Source organism: Pedobacter sp. KLB.chiD (assembly GCF_047040275.1).
In the GTDB taxonomy this organism is placed as follows: domain Bacteria; phylum Bacteroidota; class Bacteroidia; order Sphingobacteriales; family Sphingobacteriaceae; genus Pedobacter.
Map to the genome: position 1 here is coordinate 5,237,922 of NZ_CP178207.1, position 17,374 is coordinate 5,255,295.

Genomic DNA, 17,374 nt, shown 5'->3' on the forward strand with positions numbered 1-17,374 from the left:
AATTTTTAGTTTCTTTGCGCTGAGCAACCTTCACTAAACCAAATGACCAAAATACTTATTATCTATACCGGTGGCACCATCGGTATGGTTAACGACCCTATAAACGGAATGTTGGTTCCGTTTGATTTCGAGCAGATCAAAGAAAACGTTCCAGAACTGGGCCGTTTAGATTATCATTTAGATGTACATTCTTTTAATCCGGTTTTGGATTCATCAAATATGGATCCCGAAATATGGAAAACATTGGCAGAACTCATTTACCATAAATATGATCAGTATGATGGCTTTGTGATCCTGCACGGATCAGATACGATGGCCTTCACCGCTTCGGCACTGAGTTTTATGCTCGAAAATTTGGATAAACCGGTTATTTTGACCGGGTCGCAACTCCCAATCGGGGAAATCAGGACCGATGCGAAAGAGAATCTGATCACTGCTTTAGAGATTGCGGCAACCAAAGAAGATGGTAAAGCATTATTTCCTGAAGTTTGCATTTATTTTGATGCACAATTATTCAGGGGCAACCGCTCAATAAAATATAACAGCGAAAAGTTTGAGGCTTTCCGATCGCCAAATTATCCGGTACTTGCAGAAGCTGGGGTACATTTACAGTTTCACAGAAATTATATTTTGAAAGCTACTGGTGGCAAGTTAAAATTGCATACCAATTTTAATTCAAACATTGGCGTACTCAAATTATATCCTGGGATTACACCACAAGCGGTTCAGGCTATTACCGATTCTAAAGTTGATGCCATTATTTTAGAAACTTTTGGTTCAGGCAATACTTCCACTGCGCGATGGTTTTTAGATAGTTTGAGGCAGGCCATTTTAAACGGAAAAATCATTATCGATATTTCTCAATGTAAAAAAGGCTCTGTGCAGTTAGGACGCTACGAAACCAGCAGGGAATTGTTAAAAATGGGGATTGTAAGCGGTTATGATTTAACTTTTGAAGCCACGGTAACCAAATTGATGTTCGTAATGGGCTTAGGTTTATCGGTAGAAGAAAGCCGGAAACTGATGGATGAACCGTTAAGGGGCGAGTTGAGTAAAGATTAATGTCGTAATCCTGTAAGGCGTGGGAAATGTTTAGGGCAGACAAGTTAATTGTAACGGCTAAACAATCCCGATGAAAAATCGGGAAAGGGTCGGGCTTTTCAGGGCTACGCTTCGCTCCGGTGCCGATAAAGCTCGGCACTAAACCCTTACAATCCCTAACGCAAAACCCACCCTTTCAAAATCTCACACATCACCGAAACCCGCGGGCTCTGTATTAGAATAAGTAAAACTTCTGCAATTATGAGCAGCATCATTTCGGTTATCAGTATTTAGCGCTATTTTTGCTATGATAAATCGTCATGCTGAACTTGTTTCAGCATCTTTTTGTAAGACCCTGAAATGAATTCAGGGTGACGTTACAAAGAAACATGAAAATAGAACAGATATATACAGGTTGCCTGGCAGAAGCTGCTTACTACATTGAGAGTGATGGCGAAGCTGCCATTATAGACCCTTTAAGAGAAGTTGCAACCTATTTAAAGAAGGCAGAAAAAGCTGGCGCCACCATTAAATATATTTTCGAAACGCATTTTCATGCCGATTTTGTTTCCGGTCACGTTGATTTAGCCGAAAAATCGGGTGCTGAGATTATTTACGGACCAACTGCCAAAACCGAATTTAAAGCGCACATTGCTAAAGATGGCGAGCAATTTAAAATCGGTAAGCTAACCATAACCGCGCTACACACACCAGGGCATACCTTAGAATCGACCACTTACCTGTTGACCGACGAAAATGGAAAAGATCATTGCATTTTTAGTGGCGATACTTTGTTTATTGGTGATGTTGGCCGGCCTGATTTAGCGCAAAAAGGTAATTTAACAATGGATGATTTAGCCGGAATGCTTTACGATTCGTTAAATGAAAAGATAAAGCCACTGGCTGATGACGTAATTGTTTACCCGGCCCACGGCGCTGGTTCGGCCTGTGGTAAAAGCATGAGTAAAGAAACTTTCGATACCTTAGGGCATCAGAAACAGGTTAATTATGCTTTAAAGGCTGAAACCAAAGAACAATTTATTACCGAAGTTACGGATGGTATTATGCCTCCTCCACAATATTTTGCTAAGAATGCAGCCATCAATAGAGGTGGAGTAGAAAGTATTGATGATATTTATGAGAAAGGATTAAATGCCTTAACTCCACAACAGTTTGAGGATCTGGCGAACCAAACCGGTGCCGTTATGCTGGATACCCGGGATCCGCAGGTTTTTGCAAAAGGCTTTATTCCTAATTCGATCAATATTGGTTTAAATGGGCAGTTTGCGCCCTGGGTTGGTGCTTTGATCAGCGATTTGCAACAACCGATTTTATTGATTACCGAACAAGGGAAAGAAGAAGAAACCATCACCCGTTTAACCCGCGTGGGTTATGATAATACCATTGGTTATTTGGATGGTGGGTTTGAAAGATGGACAGATGCCGGAAAAGAAATTGATACCATTGAAACGATTTCTGCAGATGCTTTTGAAGAGGCTGCTTCAAATGGAGAAATTACTGCGCTCGATGTGCGTAAGCCGGGCGAATATGAGGCGGAACATTTGGAGTTTACGCTTAGCCGTCCGTTGGATTTTATTAACGACTGGACTGGCGAGATCAATCCTAAAGCTACTTATTACATTCACTGTGCAGGTGGTTACCGCTCCATGATTGCCGCCTCTATTTTGAAATCGCGTGGGGTAGAAAATGTAATTGATGTAGCGGGTGGTTATGGCGCCATAAAAAATACCGGCTTAAAAAGAACGGATTTCGCCTGTCCAAGTAAAGCAATGAAGGTGTCATAATTCGTCACTGAAAAAGATCGTCATTTCGAGCGGAACGCGGTGTAGTCGAGAAATCTATTGAAATGGATCTCTTCCCGAACAGCGTGGAAGACTGTGCTTTAGTCGATATGACGATTACAATTTAAAACATTCAGATGTCTGAAAATCAAAATCACTACGACGTACTAATTATTGGTGCCGGCCCGATTGGGATGGCCAGTGCAATTGAAGCCCAGAAAGCAAACCTAAGCTACATTATTATCGAAAAAGGGGCTTTGGTTAATAGCTTGTTCAATTATCCGGTATTTATGACCTTCTTTTCCACTTCGCAAAAGTTGGAGATAGGAGGTGTACCTTTCGTCACCATCAACCCAAAACCAAACCGTAACGAAGCTGTAGAATATTATCGTCGCGTGGCGGAAAAATTCGATTTAAACATCCATCTTTTCGAAAGGGTACAGCAGGTGGTTAAAAACGATCATAATGTTTTCGAAGTTAATACCAGTAAAACCAATTATACGGCTGCTAATGTGATTGTGGCTACAGGTTTTTATGATGTGCCTTTATTGATGAACGTTCCGGGAGAGGATTTACCAAAAGTAACACATTATTATAAAGATCCGCATTTGTATGCTTTTCAGAATGTAGTAGTGGTTGGTGCCAATAACTCAGGGGTAGATGCCGCTTTGGAAACTTATCGTAAAGGTGCAAATGTAACCATGGTGGTGAGAAGCGGTGAACTTGGTCCCCATGTTAAATATTGGGTTCGTCCGGATATACAGAACAGAATAAAGGAAGGCGAAATTACTGCTCTTTTCCATTCGGAATTGGTTGAAATACGAGAGGGTGAGGTTGACATTAAAACGCCCGAAGGAATAAAAACCATTCCAAATGATTTTGTAATTGCGATGACGGGTTACCAACCGGATTTTTCGATGTTAAGAAAATTCGGAATCGACCTGCCCGAAAGCCTTTGCCCGGCTTACAACGAAGAAACCATGGAAACCAATGTAAAAGGATTGTACCTTGCAGGTGTAGTTTGCGGTGGATTAGATACCCACAAACTGTTTATCGAAAACTCGAGGGTACATGCTGAAATGATTGTGAAGAATATTTTGGGCTAAGGGGAGCATTCTTCCGAGTCTTTGCAATTGTCCAGTTCGGCAAGCAACCCCTAAGTCTGCAACGCTAAAGCTCTGAAATCATTTTCTTTGATTTACCATATTTATAAGCCGCACGCAACATTAATGCGATTACCAAAATTTGGATAGCCAATAGTGCATTGAGTGGGGTAAAAACAGTTGCTGCAAATCCTGTTGCTGCGTTAACCTCCGTTGATTTGGCTTTTACTGATAATGGTGGATAGACTGTTCATCCACTTTTCCAGGGATTAAAAAATGCTGCAATCACACTCGTTTTGACTAATAATACATTAAAGCCTAAACCTAAAGTTAAAAAGATACTGAGTGGTAATTTCCGATTAAAAGCATGCCTGTTTTCTTTGATAAAATAGAATACAAAAAAAAAGTAGTAAAAAAACAGATGAAATAACTTCGCTTATTGGCTGCATATAGGGGATGAAGCCATTATTGAACGTCGACCTTTAGCGTACTTCTTACAAAACTTTCAATTGCGGTTTCTACACCCGGCAAATCTTTCGAAGTAATATACGAACCCATCACATGGTTTCCAACATTTGGTAGAGCCACTTTTATTTTTAAGTGATCCGGCGTAGCCAGTTCATCAAACATTTTCAGCATAGCATCCACGCGAACAACGGGATCCTGTTCGAGTTCATTTTTATAATAATAGAGCATTAAAACAGGTTGTTTTACCTTTTGGAATGTTTTTTTAATCATACTCCTCTCAATAAACTCTTCTAGTTCTACCAACGATTCGAGCCGATAATTGGTGTACCAGTATTTTTTGTATGCTACGGTGCGGTCGTCTACCTTACGTTCATCGCCTCCAACAACTCTTCTGGCAATCTGTAGCCCCCAGGGATTGTTCAGCAGCCAGGCGTTTTTATCATTGATGGCCACATTTGGCGACATTAAAATCAGACTGTTGATCTCAGGATAGGTTGCTGCTAATTTTAAGGCCACTGTGCCGCCAGTAGATGTCCCTACCAAAATTACTTTTTTGCCCAGTTTTTTACCGATGGCATATGCCTGTTTACTGGTTTCCCAAAGGCGGTCGGCCGTAAAATATTGCATAGGTGCCAGGGTATCAATACCGTGATCGGCCAGGCGGGCAAGGTATAGGTTGGCATGCAGCGCTTTAGCTAAATTTAAATGTACCGGATTGCCTTCAGTTTTTGAGGCTGAAAAACCATGTAAATAAACAATGGCATAATTGGTTTGTTGGTGCAGGTGATCGGCCCAAACAATTTCAGCTTCATTGCCGGGTTTTATGTTATGCATGGATTCGATGCTGGCTACGTAGCTGTCCAGATCAGCCAGATCGGGTACTTTCGTCAACACTTTGCTAAATAATGGCTTTTTGGGCTTTGGGCCCAATAAATAAGTAGCAATCACAAGTACAGACAGCCCAAGAATAATTTTGTAGCGTTTTTTCATTGATGCCAGCTTTAGAGAAGCTTAAATGTAAAGCTTGAAAGTAAATAATGCTAATATTTCTGAGATTTATTGTGCGCAATGAGGGGACCTTGCCGGCACAGCCCTTTCGGCATAAACCTGATAACGCCAAATAGCCCACAGTCCGAAGCATGAGGGCGAGGACTATAGGCAATAGCAGGACTGGAGATGTTAAAGATTACCGCCTGTGGTTTTCCAGATCCTTAATAATAAGCGTGCAGATTACCTTTTTATGGGAAATTAGCTTAAGTTTGCAATCAAAATTTTTCGACTTAATGCCGGGAATCGAACAGATAAAAACACCTATAGCTGCTGATATTAAAGCGTTTGAAAAAACCTTTAAAGATTCGATGCACAGCGACGCACCGTTGCTGGATAGGATTACCCATTATATTGTAAAGCAAAAAGGCAAACAGATGCGGCCGATGTTCGTGTTTTTTGCGGCTAAATTATGCGGCGGAATTACCGAATCAACCCACCGTGGGGCGGCTTTGGTTGAGCTTTTACATACCGCCACTTTGGTGCATGATGATGTGGTAGACAATGCTTATGAACGCCGTGGCTTTTTCTCGATCAACGCTTTATGGAAAAATAAGATTGCCGTTTTGGTTGGCGATTATCTGCTGGCCAAGGGATTACTACTTTCGGTAAACAATAATGAACACCGTTTGTTACAGATTGTATCAGAAGCGGTAAAACAGATGAGTGAGGGCGAGTTGCTGCAGGTAGAGAAGGTACGGAGAATGGACATTTCGGAAGATTTATATTTTGATGTGATCCGCCAGAAAACAGCTTCTCTCATTGCTTCCTGTTGTGCTGCGGGTGCAGCTTCGGCAGGTGCTGATGACGTAACGATTGAAAAAATGCGCCTGTTTGGCGAAAAAGTTGGCATTGCCTTTCAGATTAAAGATGATACTTTCGATTTCGGGACAGATGATGTAGGCAAGCCTGTGGGGATTGATATTAAAGAGAAGAAAGTAACGCTACCTTTAATCTATGCCTTAAACAAAGCGGAAAAAGCAGAACGTAAAAAAATGATCAACCTGGTGAAAAACCATCAGGACGATCCGGTTAAGATACAACAGATTATCGATTTCGTAAATGCCAAAGAAGGCGTTTATTATGCAAACCAGAAAATGTTGGATTACCAAAATGAAGCATTTGAGATCCTGCACAGTTTTGATGCAGGCGAAGCCAGAACGGGTTTAGAACAACTTGTACTCTATACCACTGAACGTAAAAAATGATGGGTAACGAATTACTTTTTAGCTTAGGTTTTCTACTTTTTATTGTATTGATTCTGGCTTTAGACCTTGGTTTATTCAGCAGGAAAGACCATGTGGTGAGCTTAAAACAAGCAGGCATCATGAGTGTGATTATGGTGGCCCTGGCGATAGGATTTTATTTTATCCTGCTGGTTGAGGGGCATCAGCTGCATGGAATAAAAGATTTTGCCCATCTGCAGGAAATTGTAAACCTGCACCAGCACCATATTAAATTAATCCCTAACGATTTTGATGCCAGTTTAGCGGTTTACAAACAAAACCTTGGGCTCGAATTTTTAACGGGTTATGTCATCGAGTATGCGCTTTCGGTTGATAATATCTTTGTTATTGTACTCATCTTTTCTGCATTTGCGGTAGAAGAAAAGTATTATCACCGGGTATTGTTCTGGGGGATACTGGGTGCCATTATCATGCGCTTTATTTTCATTTTTGTGGGGGCTGCTCTGATTACCAAATTTGCCTGGATACTGTATGTTTTCGGGGCCTTTTTGGTATTTACCGGGGTAAAGATGTTCTTCAGCAAGGAAGAAGATGATAAAATTGATCCCGAAAACCATCCTGTAGTAAAATGGGCTTCCAAAATATTTTCCATTCATCCAAAATACGAGGGTAAAAACTTCTTTGTTAAAATAAACCATAAAAGAATGGTTACTCCATTGTTTCTTGTATTATTGATTGTAGAATTTACCGATCTTTTATTTGCGGTGGATTCTATTCCAGCCATTTTTGCGGTAACCAAAGACCCTTACATTGTATTTTTCTCCAATATTTTTGCCATCATGGGCTTACGGTCTATGTTCTTTTTACTGGTCAATATTATTCATAAATTTCATTATTTAAAAACGGGTCTGGCTTTTTTACTGGCTTTTATTGGCGTGAAAATGTTGGGGCATACCTACCTGGAAAAATGGGGTTTTACCACCGAGCATTCGCTGATTGTGATTTTAAGCATCCTGGTCATCAGTATTGTAGCTTCGTTGGTTTTTCCGAAGAAAAAGATACCTGTAAAGCCTTAGTTTAAGTTTTGTCATTTTGAGCGCAGCGAAGAATCTTTGACTCCTATTGGGACTGTTTCGTAGGTTGGAGATGATTCGTGCCTGTAGTGAACATAATCTGTAATGAGGTTGTCATTCTCGCGTAGGCAGGAATCTTGACGCTACAACTGGTTGAGTATTATTTCCCGTTAAAAGCATTAAAATGCCCAGTCAAGCTGAGCATGAGGAAACTGCACGATTTAATTCTTGATAAATTTTTGAATTTTTAATTCTGATACAGCCTCATGACGGCTCGATTGAGCAAAATAAACGTTACAGCTGGCAATCTGTACTGAAAATTTGTACTTTCAGCATATAAACTAAACTTCATGAAATATCTTTTTTCTACCGCGATACTTTGTACCACCTTATTTGCTAATGCACAGGATAGATTTGGTGATGTTTTTGCTAAAATCAATGCCGATGTACAGCAAAACTCAAAAGCTTATCAAACCCTTAAAGATGAAACCGAAACCATCGGTCACCGTTTAACAGGATCGGCAAATGGAGCAAAGGCAGAGCAATATGCCTTCGATTTATTAAAGTCCTATGGCTGCGAGGTGAAGTTTCAGCCTTTTGAAGTAGAGAGCTGGTCCAGAAAAACCCTCAATGTAGAAATTGGTAACGATAAAAACGGCCTCACCAAAATGAAGGCGGTTACGCTGGCGCATTCGCCGGTAAATGCGGATATTACTGGTGAAATTGTAAATGCTGGTAACGGATTAGAAGCAAATTATCAGGCCAGTCCTGAAAAGTTTAAAGGTAAAATCGCTTTAATTTATCTTGGCGTGCTGCCTGGCTCTGCTGCGCGTACGAAGTCTTTACATCGTTCAGAAAAAACCGCTATTGCTACAAAATATGGTGCTATTGGCGTCATCATCATCAATACGGTAAAGGGTGGTGTGCTTTTAACCGGAACCGCCTCAGTAACGGGCAAATTGATTCCGATACCAGCCGTTTGTATCGGTTTGGAAGATGGAATGGCTTTGAAAGAGAAGATTAAAGCCCAACCACAGATTGCGCATATCGCCATGACCAATTTCTCTGGTTTGATCAAAGCAAGAAACGTGATCGCTACTTTTAAGGGTACCGAACTACCCAAAGATAAAATTGTAGTGGGTGGACATTTGGATAGCTGGGATTTGGCAACTGGCGCTATCGACAATGGAATTGGCTCATTCGCCATTATGGACATGGCCCGGACTTTTAAAAAGCTGAATTTGAAAACCAAACGAACAGTGGAATTTGTATTGTTTATGGGCGAGGAGCAGGGTTTATTAGGTTCTAAAGCATATATTAATCAGGCTAAAAAGGACAAAACTTTAAACCAGGTAAAATTTATGCTCAACTATGATATGACCAATGATCCGAAAGGTTTCTCCACTTCCAGGGCAGAAATGAAAGATTTGTTTACGGCCTGGGGAGCTGATATTGTGAAAATAGATACTGGCTTTAAAAATCTGTTTAATGCGGGTGCAGGTTTGCACAGCGATCATCAGCCATTTATGCTGGAAGGTATCCCTACCGGCGGTGGTTTTGGAGGTAAACTGCCTAATAATTCCGGCCCCTTTTACCATTCAGATGGCGATAGTTTCAAACTGGTTGATGAGCAGGAGCTCAAAAATACGGTACGGTATAGTGCCATGTTGACTTACGCCTTAGCCAATACACCGAGAATCCCGGTAGGTGTTCAGGGGGAGGAAGAGTTAAGAATTTTCTTAGAATCACAGAATTTAAAAGAGCCTTTAAGCATTGCGGGTGAGTGGAGGTGGAAGTAACCTGCAGTGTGATTTCTTGCGTTTTCGCTTCGCGGGTGAGTACACAAAAGTTGGGATTGCACAGATTATTATATCGTTGATTCGGAAGATTGTTCTTCAGTTATAGCTTAGGAGAACCTACCAGCATTCATCCAAAAAAAGCAATTTAAATATGCAAATAGCTTGCGTGAATGAGGTTTGATGTAGATTTTTTGGGGTTTGTGTAAGGTTCTGGATAGTTGATGTAAAATTTAGCATTAACTTAAGTTAGTGCTACCACCTGCCCGCATTCTTAACTATATTTGAATCATCAGATAATGGGGATTGAATTAATCATTACCCAAAAACTAATCATTATTAATCTAAATTAATCCGAATTCTAAAAATGATAATTATCAACACTCTCCTGCGCCCTGCGAAAAAGTTTTTTACCAGGCAAGATTTGGTACCGTCCGTAATTGGATTAACCTGCGCTGAAACACAGTCGCCATTAGCAATCACTAAAAACTATAATCCTTTTATCAGCACAGCTAATGCAAAATTAAATGCACAAGATTACGTTAATTGCGCAGTAGCTGCCTTGGACGTCCACAGCCAATATGCGCTTAGCCAGTCTACGTTGTCGACATGGTCTATTCCATTAATGAAAAAGGCCTTTGGAACCGTAGCAAAAAAAGTATTAGGTCCAATTGGAGTTGCAATTACTGTAGCCAGTTTTGGCTTCTGCCTTTATACTACTGACCACATACAACAACATTGATATGAACTTAGCTTATTTTATATTTGGTTTCATTGTTCTTTTATCTTTTGCTAAAAAGATAAAAGATATTACCAGAGATATTAGGAGGAACAATACAAGCAAACTAAAAGCAGATGCTTTCTTTTTAGTACTCATGATTTTGGCAACAACCATAGTGTTTTTTGCGCTCTCGAAGCTAAATCATAAGATCTAAAGGTTACTGTTAAATTCATTCCGTTATGATTTCAGGTTTGAATTAATGATAAAATGCGAATCATATCTTTTACATCCGAAGTAGATGAAACTTCATAATCTTCAAATATAAGCGGAGTAATCTCCAGTAATGTGAGCGAAAGAACTGGATGCATGGATGCAAAAACTTTTGGAACAAATGATGGTGATCCATCAACTCCTTTAAACGCAAATCATAGCAAGATTTTAAAATCACAAGTTGGAAATAGAGGTCAAAATCTGCCCGGTTTGCTAGCTGGTAAAAAAGGAATATATTGTATGGTGTCAGATAACATGAACTGGGCAAGTGGCCATGCGGACTTGTTGTATCCTGACGCAACCTGTGGAACGGAATGTCATTTTGAAGGACCCATAGCCTGGATTGACCTTTGGGTATTAAACTAATTGATAATATGAAAATATTAAAGCCATTTATACTGATTTGCTCTTTTGTACTGTCCTCTTGCAAAACAAATTATCGCTATCCAAGATTTGACTTCAATAATGGGCCCAACCCATGTGTAAATGCGTTTAAAGACAGAGTGTTTTTATCAATATTGAGTGAAGCATATAAAGGTACCGATGCATTGAAAGAAATATCTAAAAGAGATGTGGGGAATCCTTATGAAGGCATTTATTCACCTGAACTCTTTAAAAAGATTGATTCTATTGGTCATGATTTTTATAATAAAATCCCTCCTCCCGAATTATGTGAATGTGATAAGGGCCAAAACTATTTTATGGCTCAAGCATTGCATTTTTATGCGAGCAGAGAGTTGGATTCTGTAGCCCGTGCTGAATTAAAAAAAATATCAACAGATTGTTTTAAAAAATGAATTCAATTTAGGAAACACCTGCGAATGGTGCCACTACAGCTAACCTGTAGTGACACTTATAGTTTTATGGTTGATGATCTCACAATAAATAATTGGAAATCAAAAAAAATTAAGTTTTCCTGGGCCATACATATTACAGTTTATGGCTTATCCCGCTCAAGGCGTAACGATAATTGCCTTGGATGCTAATTTAAATTTTACAACATTTGACATAAAATCAAAAGTATTGAATCATTTTGAGTCTATAAGATTTCCCTATAGAATGTAAGGAATGTTAAGGTTAAAGCCAGAATGCTGATAAGTGCTGACATCATTTTAAATTACATTGGCGTTTTTATGATGTCCAGTGCAATTATCCCGCATCACAACATATGTGCGTAAGGTCGCAGCCATTGCCATTGTAAAGTTATAATGTACAACCTTGAACGTATTAACTTATAAGGCTTTGATATTGGCTAAACTATTGCGTAATTTTGAAACTCGAAACATAGCACTCTTAAATAAAGTGGGCAAATAGTGGGTATCAAAATTAAACTATTTGTAATCGACTGATTTTTAAACAATTAAATAATTATATTATGTCATCAGTAGAGACAACTTACATCCCTTACAAAGTTAAGGACATTTCACTGGCAGAATGGGGCCGTAAAGAAATCGAATTAGCCGAAGCAGAAATGCCAGGTTTAATGAGTTTACGTAAAGAATTCGGTCCATCACAACCGTTAAAAGGTGCGCGTATTGCAGGCTGTCTGCACATGACCATCCAAACGGCTGTATTAATCGAAACGTTGGTGGCCCTTGGTGCTGAAGTTACCTGGTCATCTTGCAATATTTTTTCTACACAAGATCACGCTGCGGCTGCAATTGCTGCTGCCGGTATTCAGGTTTATGCCTGGAAAGGTTTGAATGAAGAAGAATTCGACTGGTGTATTGAGCAAACTTTACACTTCGGTCCGGAGCAACAGCCATTAAACATGATTTTGGATGATGGTGGCGATTTAACCAATATGGTTTTTGATAAATATCCTGAATTAATTGCAGGTATTAAAGGTTTATCAGAAGAAACGACCACTGGTGTTCACCGTTTGTACGAAAGAATGAAAAACGGAACCTTGCACTTACCTGCAATTAACGTGAACGATTCAGTTACCAAATCTAAATTCGATAACAAATACGGTTGCCGCGAATCATTGGTTGATGCGATCCGTCGTGCTACCGATGTGATGATGGCTGGTAAAGTAGCTGTGGTTTGTGGCTACGGTGATGTGGGTAAAGGTTCTGCAGAATCGTTAAGCTCACAAGGTGTACGCGTTATCGTAACTGAAATTGACCCAATCTGTGCGCTACAGGCTGCAATGGAAGGTTACGAAGTGAAAAAATTAGCTAACGCCATTAAAGAAGCTGATATCGTAGTGACTACAACTGGTAACTGTGATATCGTTCGCGAGCAACACTTCAGGGCATTAAAAGATAAAGCAATTGTTTGTAATATCGGTCACTTTGATAACGAAATCGATATGGCCTGGTTAAATGGTGCTTACGGCGATACCAAAGTAGAAATTAAACCTCAGGTTGATAAATATACCATCGATGGAAAAGACGTGATCGTTCTTGCTGAAGGTCGTTTGGTTAACTTAGGTTGTGCAACTGGTCACCCAAGTTTTGTAATGAGTAACTCTTTTACTAACCAAACTTTAGCGCAGATCGAACTTTGGACCAATACTGATAAGTATGAAAACAAAGTATATACTTTACCTAAACATTTGGATGAAAAAGTTGCCCGTTTACACTTAGAAAAAATCGGTGTAGAATTAGATGTTTTAGATCAACACCAGGCTGATTATATCGGTGTACCGGTTGAAGGTCCGTTTAAAGCAGATACATATAGGTACTAGTTCAGTTTACAGTTTTTAGTTAGCAGTTAACATAAGACAATAAATGTTAAAGGGATGTGCAGATTTGCATGTCCCTTTTTTATTTGCTCTCCTCAGGGAAGTGGCCGCAGAAAGGGGGTGCCAATACTTTTAAGTCATTATACCATCAACGGTTAAATGAGTCTCTATTTTTTAAAAACGCTGGTTTCTGTTCTTTTCAGAGGCTTCAGTCCTGCTATCCCTCCAAGTCCTCACTCATGCTTCGCTCCGGTCTTTCCGTTCTATCAGGTTTATTTTACAGCGGACTTTGGTTCTTTTGCTACTGAAAACTTACATTTGAAAAAATAAAAACAATGAAAAAGTTAATAGTTGCCCTTTTATGGGGTGTGTTTTCCGTTGCTGCAAATGCTCAAACCACACCTAAGAAAGCTGAAACAGCAAAAATAATCACCAAACAAACGGTAGACATTGCCTGTGGCGAATGTCAGTTTAAAATGAAGGGTAAAGATTGTGAACTGGCGGTTAAAATTGATGGCAAACCTTATTTTGTGGATGGAAAAGACATTGATGAGTTCGGTGATGCCCATGGCGAACATGGTTTTTGCAATGCTGTTCGCAAAGCAGAAATTACCGGCGAAATCGTCAATAACCGCTTTAAAGCAAAAGAAATAAAGTTATTGCCGGTTAAGAAGCAGTTTAGATAAAATACGTCATTGCGAGAAGGCTTTTTCAGCCGACGAAGCAATCTATTTAATAAGGATCGCTTGCATTAAAGATTGCTTCGTCGTTCCTCCTCGCAATGACGAAAAATTAGCTTTGTGTTCTTTGTGCCTTTTTTTCTGTGTTCTCTGCGGTTAAAAACGTGATAGATTATTCAAATTCTTTCTCCAAACCCTGCCTTAAATCAAAAAGTAACCATTGTTTATTCTTTACGTCAGCTTGTTTTGTTTGGAGTAACCGGATAAAATCTTTCACGCCTATTTCTTCATTTCCGTTGCCGTGGATCAGTACAATGCTGCCCGCGTTAGGTTGCTGTCCTTTGGCTAACCAGGCATCGCTTCCGATTGGAATTAATCCGTAGGCTTCGATTCTTTCCACAATTTTTTTATCTGATACCAGACCGGGAAAGCGGAAAAATACCGAAGGAGTCAGACCATTCTTTAACATCAGTTTTTCGTTTTCCAGTACTTCTACATCTAAATCGGTACCTGGTGCCAATAGAAAATTTTCGGCTAATGGCAGTTTATTGACTTCGTGATTATAAGTATGGTTTACCCAGGTAATATTCAATTCCTTTTTCTCTACCAAACTTTTTAACCAGTTCAAATCATCCTGATGTTTTAACATCCACTTACCTGAAACTGAAATTGCGAGTGGTGTAGGCTGTTCTATTTTTTTAAATTCATCGAAAACCGATTGGAAAATAATCCGGTCTAAAGCCTTATGCGATGGACAAAGATCAATGGTTAAGGTAATGCCTTTTTCCTTTGGAATGGCGTGATCGATACCTGCATTTTGCAACTGCTGATCCTTAACGGCTGCAGCTTCGATTGATTTGATATAAGCTGTGTTTTTAAAAATGGCAAGTACATTAGCAAATTGTAGGCCTTTTGTAGTATAATTATTGGCCAAATCAATTTTGGTATCTAAAGTTTCAGGATTTACCAATAATAAATATTTTTGGTTGTTTGCAGAGAAACTCCTTACGGCGATTAACCGCTCATTATTTCGTGTTGCCAGGGCAAAATCTACCTTGTAGCGTTTAATGTTTTCAAAATTTTGCGCAAAAATTTCGGTGCAGAAAAAGCAGATACAAAAAATGCTCAGCAGTGTAAATTTAGATAACTTCATTTTTCCTTATTTAAAATCTTTCTAATTTAAGCCAAATCCATTATCTTTACAAACATCGCTATGAACAAAGAAAAATTAAAATTATGGTTTAAGCGGGTAGGGCTAGTGGGATTTTTATTCTTCCTGATTAAAGGATTGATATGGCTTGTTGTGTTCTACTTTATTGGCAAAAACGTTTCTTAAATTAGTTCATTCGTTCACCGGCCATTCGTTTATTAGTCCGGGCCATTCGCGTAAATCTTTAGCTGACCGTCATCCTGATCCGATGCCGTCGGATTTGTTTCAGGATCTTTATGTTAACTATTTAAAAGTAAACAACATATTCGCCAGAAAATTCCATACAAATACAATTACAATTGCAAAAAACTTCGCCACATAAAAATTGGTTCCGTTTTTCCTTTGGTGGAAAAGATAGATGATAAAAGTATTTAAACCTAAGCCGATTAAACTGACCACCAAAAACTTACTGAATTCGGTTCCCCAGTGGCTATTGGTACTCTGGAAAGTCCATATCCGGTTAATCAGATAATTATTAGTCACGGCTAAAGTAAAACCAATGGCATTAGCAATATACTTGTTGATTTTTATCTTTTCTTTACATAACCAGGTAGCTCCGAAATCGATTGCCATACCGAGCAGGCCTGTTAATCCAAATTTTATAATGCGGGAAAATAAATCCATTTTAATGCAATTTAACCAGGTAAAAATGTTCCAGTAGCTGAGGACGTGTTTCGGCATTGATAAATTTTGGCGTAAGCTTGGTAATGTGATAATATCCGAACGATTTTAACACCTCCGCACCATATTCTTTTTTCAGTTTCGCCAGTTCAGATTCCGCGGCGTAAATCACCAGATTTTTTTCATCCCTCGATTTATTCAATTCCTCATAACTCCAAAAGTATTTTGGTTCGCCATTGGCATAAAAATCGAAGGAATAAGCATCCGGGTACATTAAAACAGCAGCTTTGGATTGCGGATAATTCTTTTTTAGCCAGTTTCCCGCTTCCATACCCGATTCATATTTCAGTACTGATGGATAGAAAAATATCGATAAGAAAATCATCATACCCACGGAAATCACCGCACTTCTGGCCAGTAAGTTTTCGGTTCTAAATCCTTTGAAGATTAAAAAAGAAGCTGTCAGTAAAATAACTAAAACCACAATCGCTATATAGTAATCTGTAAACCCAAAAAAGACGGCAACTGCAGATAAAATCAAAACAATTAAAACAGCCAGTACATTTTGGATGGTAAAAAACACTTTCAGGTTTTTGCCTTCCAATTGCTGTATAAACAAAGCCGTAACAATGGCGAATTGCGGCAAAATAATCAAAATATAATGCGGCAACTGGAATTTCGAAAGCGAAAACAATAAAAAGGTAATGGCTGCGCTTGTCCAGATCATGATGCTTTCGGCAGGTAAAGTCACCCTGTTTTTCTTTTTGAAGAGGTTAACTACGGCAGCATAAAATAATATCGACCAGGGTAAAAAAGCCCAAAGGGTAGTGTGCAAAAAGAATGAAACATCGCCTTTACCTTTTATAGGTCCGTTGTTAAAGAACCTGCCGAACTGGCTGTCCCAAAAGAAGAACTTTAATCCAGATACGCCGGTTTTTCCAAATACTACCTTTTCGGGATGCAAGTCGAATTGTATATATAAAGTATATAATTCCGGAATAATAAAAATAAAAATCAATGCAATGGCAGTCCACCATTTGAGCTTTAGCAACTGTTTCCATTGCCTGGTGAGCAACCAGTAAATGACGAATCCGCCAAAAACGGGGATTAGTACAAATATGCCTTTAATCATGATGGCGCATGCAGCGAAAAATGAACCTGCAACAATATGCCAGAAAGAACCCTGATGCGCTTTATAATAATGATAAATGGCTGCTAAGGTAAAGGTAGTAATGTAGACCTCCGCACGAACATCGAAAGTAGAAATGAGGATGTGCAGCGAACTTAAAAAAATCAATGCACTGATCAATCCTGTTTTTTCATTGTAAATGTCTTTTGCCAGTTGATAAAGGTACCATGCACCCAATAATCCAAATAAGAAGGAAGGAAGTTTATAGGCGAAGGCTGTTATTCCAAAAATTTTAAATGAGGCAGCCGCCAGCCAAAAAGTTAAATGTGGTTTGTCTAACCAATCTGTACCGCGAACATAAATATTGATCCAGTCGTTCCGCAGCACCATATTTTTGGCTATGGACGCATACAGTGCAGAATCGGGTTCCATCACGCCACCAAAAAGTGCCAGTATGCTAACGAGCGCAACTAGTATGATTAAAATTTTATATCGGGCGGTGTCTTTCATTTACTGGAAGCAAATATGAGCAAAAAA

15 protein-coding genes are annotated in these 17,374 nt (G+C 39.3%); 11 read left to right on the forward strand and 4 right to left on the reverse strand.

The features are described from left to right. Positions 1-42: 42 nt before the first annotated feature. From ACK1I8_RS21690 to ACK1I8_RS21700, 3 genes are all read left to right on the forward strand, one after another. Entirely contained in the window at positions 43-1,062 is a 1,020-nt protein-coding gene (locus ACK1I8_RS21690; protein WP_412467332.1) for an asparaginase, read from the forward strand. A 368-nt stretch (positions 1,063-1,430) separates the two neighbouring features. Beyond that, the gene (locus ACK1I8_RS21695) at positions 1,431-2,846 is read left to right on the forward strand and encodes an MBL fold metallo-hydrolase (RefSeq protein ID WP_412467333.1); all 1,416 of its coding nucleotides are present in this window, start codon (positions 1,431-1,433) and stop codon (positions 2,844-2,846) included. Between the two features lie 134 nt (positions 2,847-2,980). Beyond that, the gene (locus ACK1I8_RS21700; RefSeq protein WP_412467334.1) at positions 2,981-3,949 is read left to right on the forward strand and encodes a YpdA family putative bacillithiol disulfide reductase; all 969 of its coding nucleotides are present in this window, start codon (positions 2,981-2,983) and stop codon (positions 3,947-3,949) included. A gap of 462 nt (positions 3,950-4,411) precedes the next feature. Here the strand turns inward: ACK1I8_RS21700 and ACK1I8_RS21705 are convergent, their stop codons facing one another. Next, positions 4,412-5,404 (reverse strand): alpha/beta hydrolase, encoded by a 993-nt coding sequence (locus ACK1I8_RS21705; protein ID WP_412467335.1) that lies wholly within the window; start codon positions 5,402-5,404, stop codon positions 4,412-4,414. A 293-nt stretch (positions 5,405-5,697) separates the two neighbouring features. Here ACK1I8_RS21705 and ACK1I8_RS21710 point away from each other — a divergent pair, with 293 nt between their 5' ends. The 8 genes from ACK1I8_RS21710 to ACK1I8_RS21745 all read left to right on the forward strand — a co-directional run bounded on the left by ACK1I8_RS21710 (position 5,698) and on the right by ACK1I8_RS21745 (position 13,883). Then, positions 5,698-6,669 carry a polyprenyl synthetase family protein gene (locus ACK1I8_RS21710; protein ID WP_412467336.1) on the forward strand — a complete coding sequence of 324 codons (972 nt, stop codon included), beginning with the start codon at positions 5,698-5,700 and terminating at the stop codon, positions 6,667-6,669. Beyond that, complete coding sequence (locus ACK1I8_RS21715; protein WP_412469400.1) at positions 6,669-7,724, forward strand: TerC family protein; 1,056 nt, start codon at positions 6,669-6,671, stop codon at positions 7,722-7,724. Before ACK1I8_RS21710 ends, ACK1I8_RS21715 begins: the two co-directional genes overlap by 1 nt. A 347-nt stretch (positions 7,725-8,071) precedes the next feature. Beyond that, a complete protein-coding gene (locus ACK1I8_RS21720) occupies positions 8,072-9,520 on the forward strand; it encodes a M28 family peptidase (protein WP_412467337.1) in 1,449 nt (482 codons plus the stop codon). 364 nt (positions 9,521-9,884) lie between these two features. Beyond that, entirely contained in the window at positions 9,885-10,259 is a 375-nt protein-coding gene (locus ACK1I8_RS21725) for a hypothetical protein (RefSeq protein WP_412467338.1), read from the forward strand. Between the two features lie 324 nt (positions 10,260-10,583). Next, positions 10,584-10,874 (forward strand): hypothetical protein, encoded by a 291-nt coding sequence (locus tag ACK1I8_RS21730; protein WP_412467339.1) that lies wholly within the window; start codon positions 10,584-10,586, stop codon positions 10,872-10,874. 8 nt (positions 10,875-10,882) lie between these two features. Then, positions 10,883-11,305 carry a hypothetical protein gene (locus tag ACK1I8_RS21735; protein ID WP_412467340.1) on the forward strand — a complete coding sequence of 141 codons (423 nt, stop codon included), beginning with the start codon at positions 10,883-10,885 and terminating at the stop codon, positions 11,303-11,305. Positions 11,306-11,883: 578 nt separating this feature from the next. Continuing rightward, positions 11,884-13,200: an adenosylhomocysteinase gene (gene ahcY / locus ACK1I8_RS21740; protein WP_412467341.1), complete on the forward strand. Its 1,317-nt coding sequence runs from the start codon at positions 11,884-11,886 to the stop codon at positions 13,198-13,200. Positions 13,201-13,532: 332 nt separating this feature from the next. Next, on the forward strand, positions 13,533-13,883 hold the full coding sequence (locus ACK1I8_RS21745) for a DUF6370 family protein (RefSeq protein WP_412467342.1): 351 nt from the start codon (positions 13,533-13,535) through the stop codon (positions 13,881-13,883). A gap of 166 nt (positions 13,884-14,049) precedes the next feature. Here the strand turns inward: ACK1I8_RS21745 and ACK1I8_RS21750 are convergent, their stop codons facing one another. From ACK1I8_RS21750 to ACK1I8_RS21760, 3 genes are all read right to left on the reverse strand, one after another. Beyond that, the gene (locus ACK1I8_RS21750; protein WP_412467343.1) at positions 14,050-15,030 is read right to left on the reverse strand and encodes a polysaccharide deacetylase family protein; all 981 of its coding nucleotides are present in this window, start codon (positions 15,028-15,030) and stop codon (positions 14,050-14,052) included. Positions 15,031-15,330: 300 nt separating this feature from the next. Beyond that, positions 15,331-15,711, reverse strand: coding sequence for a GtrA family protein (locus ACK1I8_RS21755; RefSeq protein ID WP_412467344.1), 381 nt, complete (start codon positions 15,709-15,711; stop codon positions 15,331-15,333). A 1-nt stretch (position 15,712) separates the two neighbouring features. Next, positions 15,713-17,347 (reverse strand): ArnT family glycosyltransferase, encoded by a 1,635-nt coding sequence (locus tag ACK1I8_RS21760; protein ID WP_412467345.1) that lies wholly within the window; start codon positions 17,345-17,347, stop codon positions 15,713-15,715. Between the last annotated feature and the right edge of the window lie 27 nt (positions 17,348-17,374).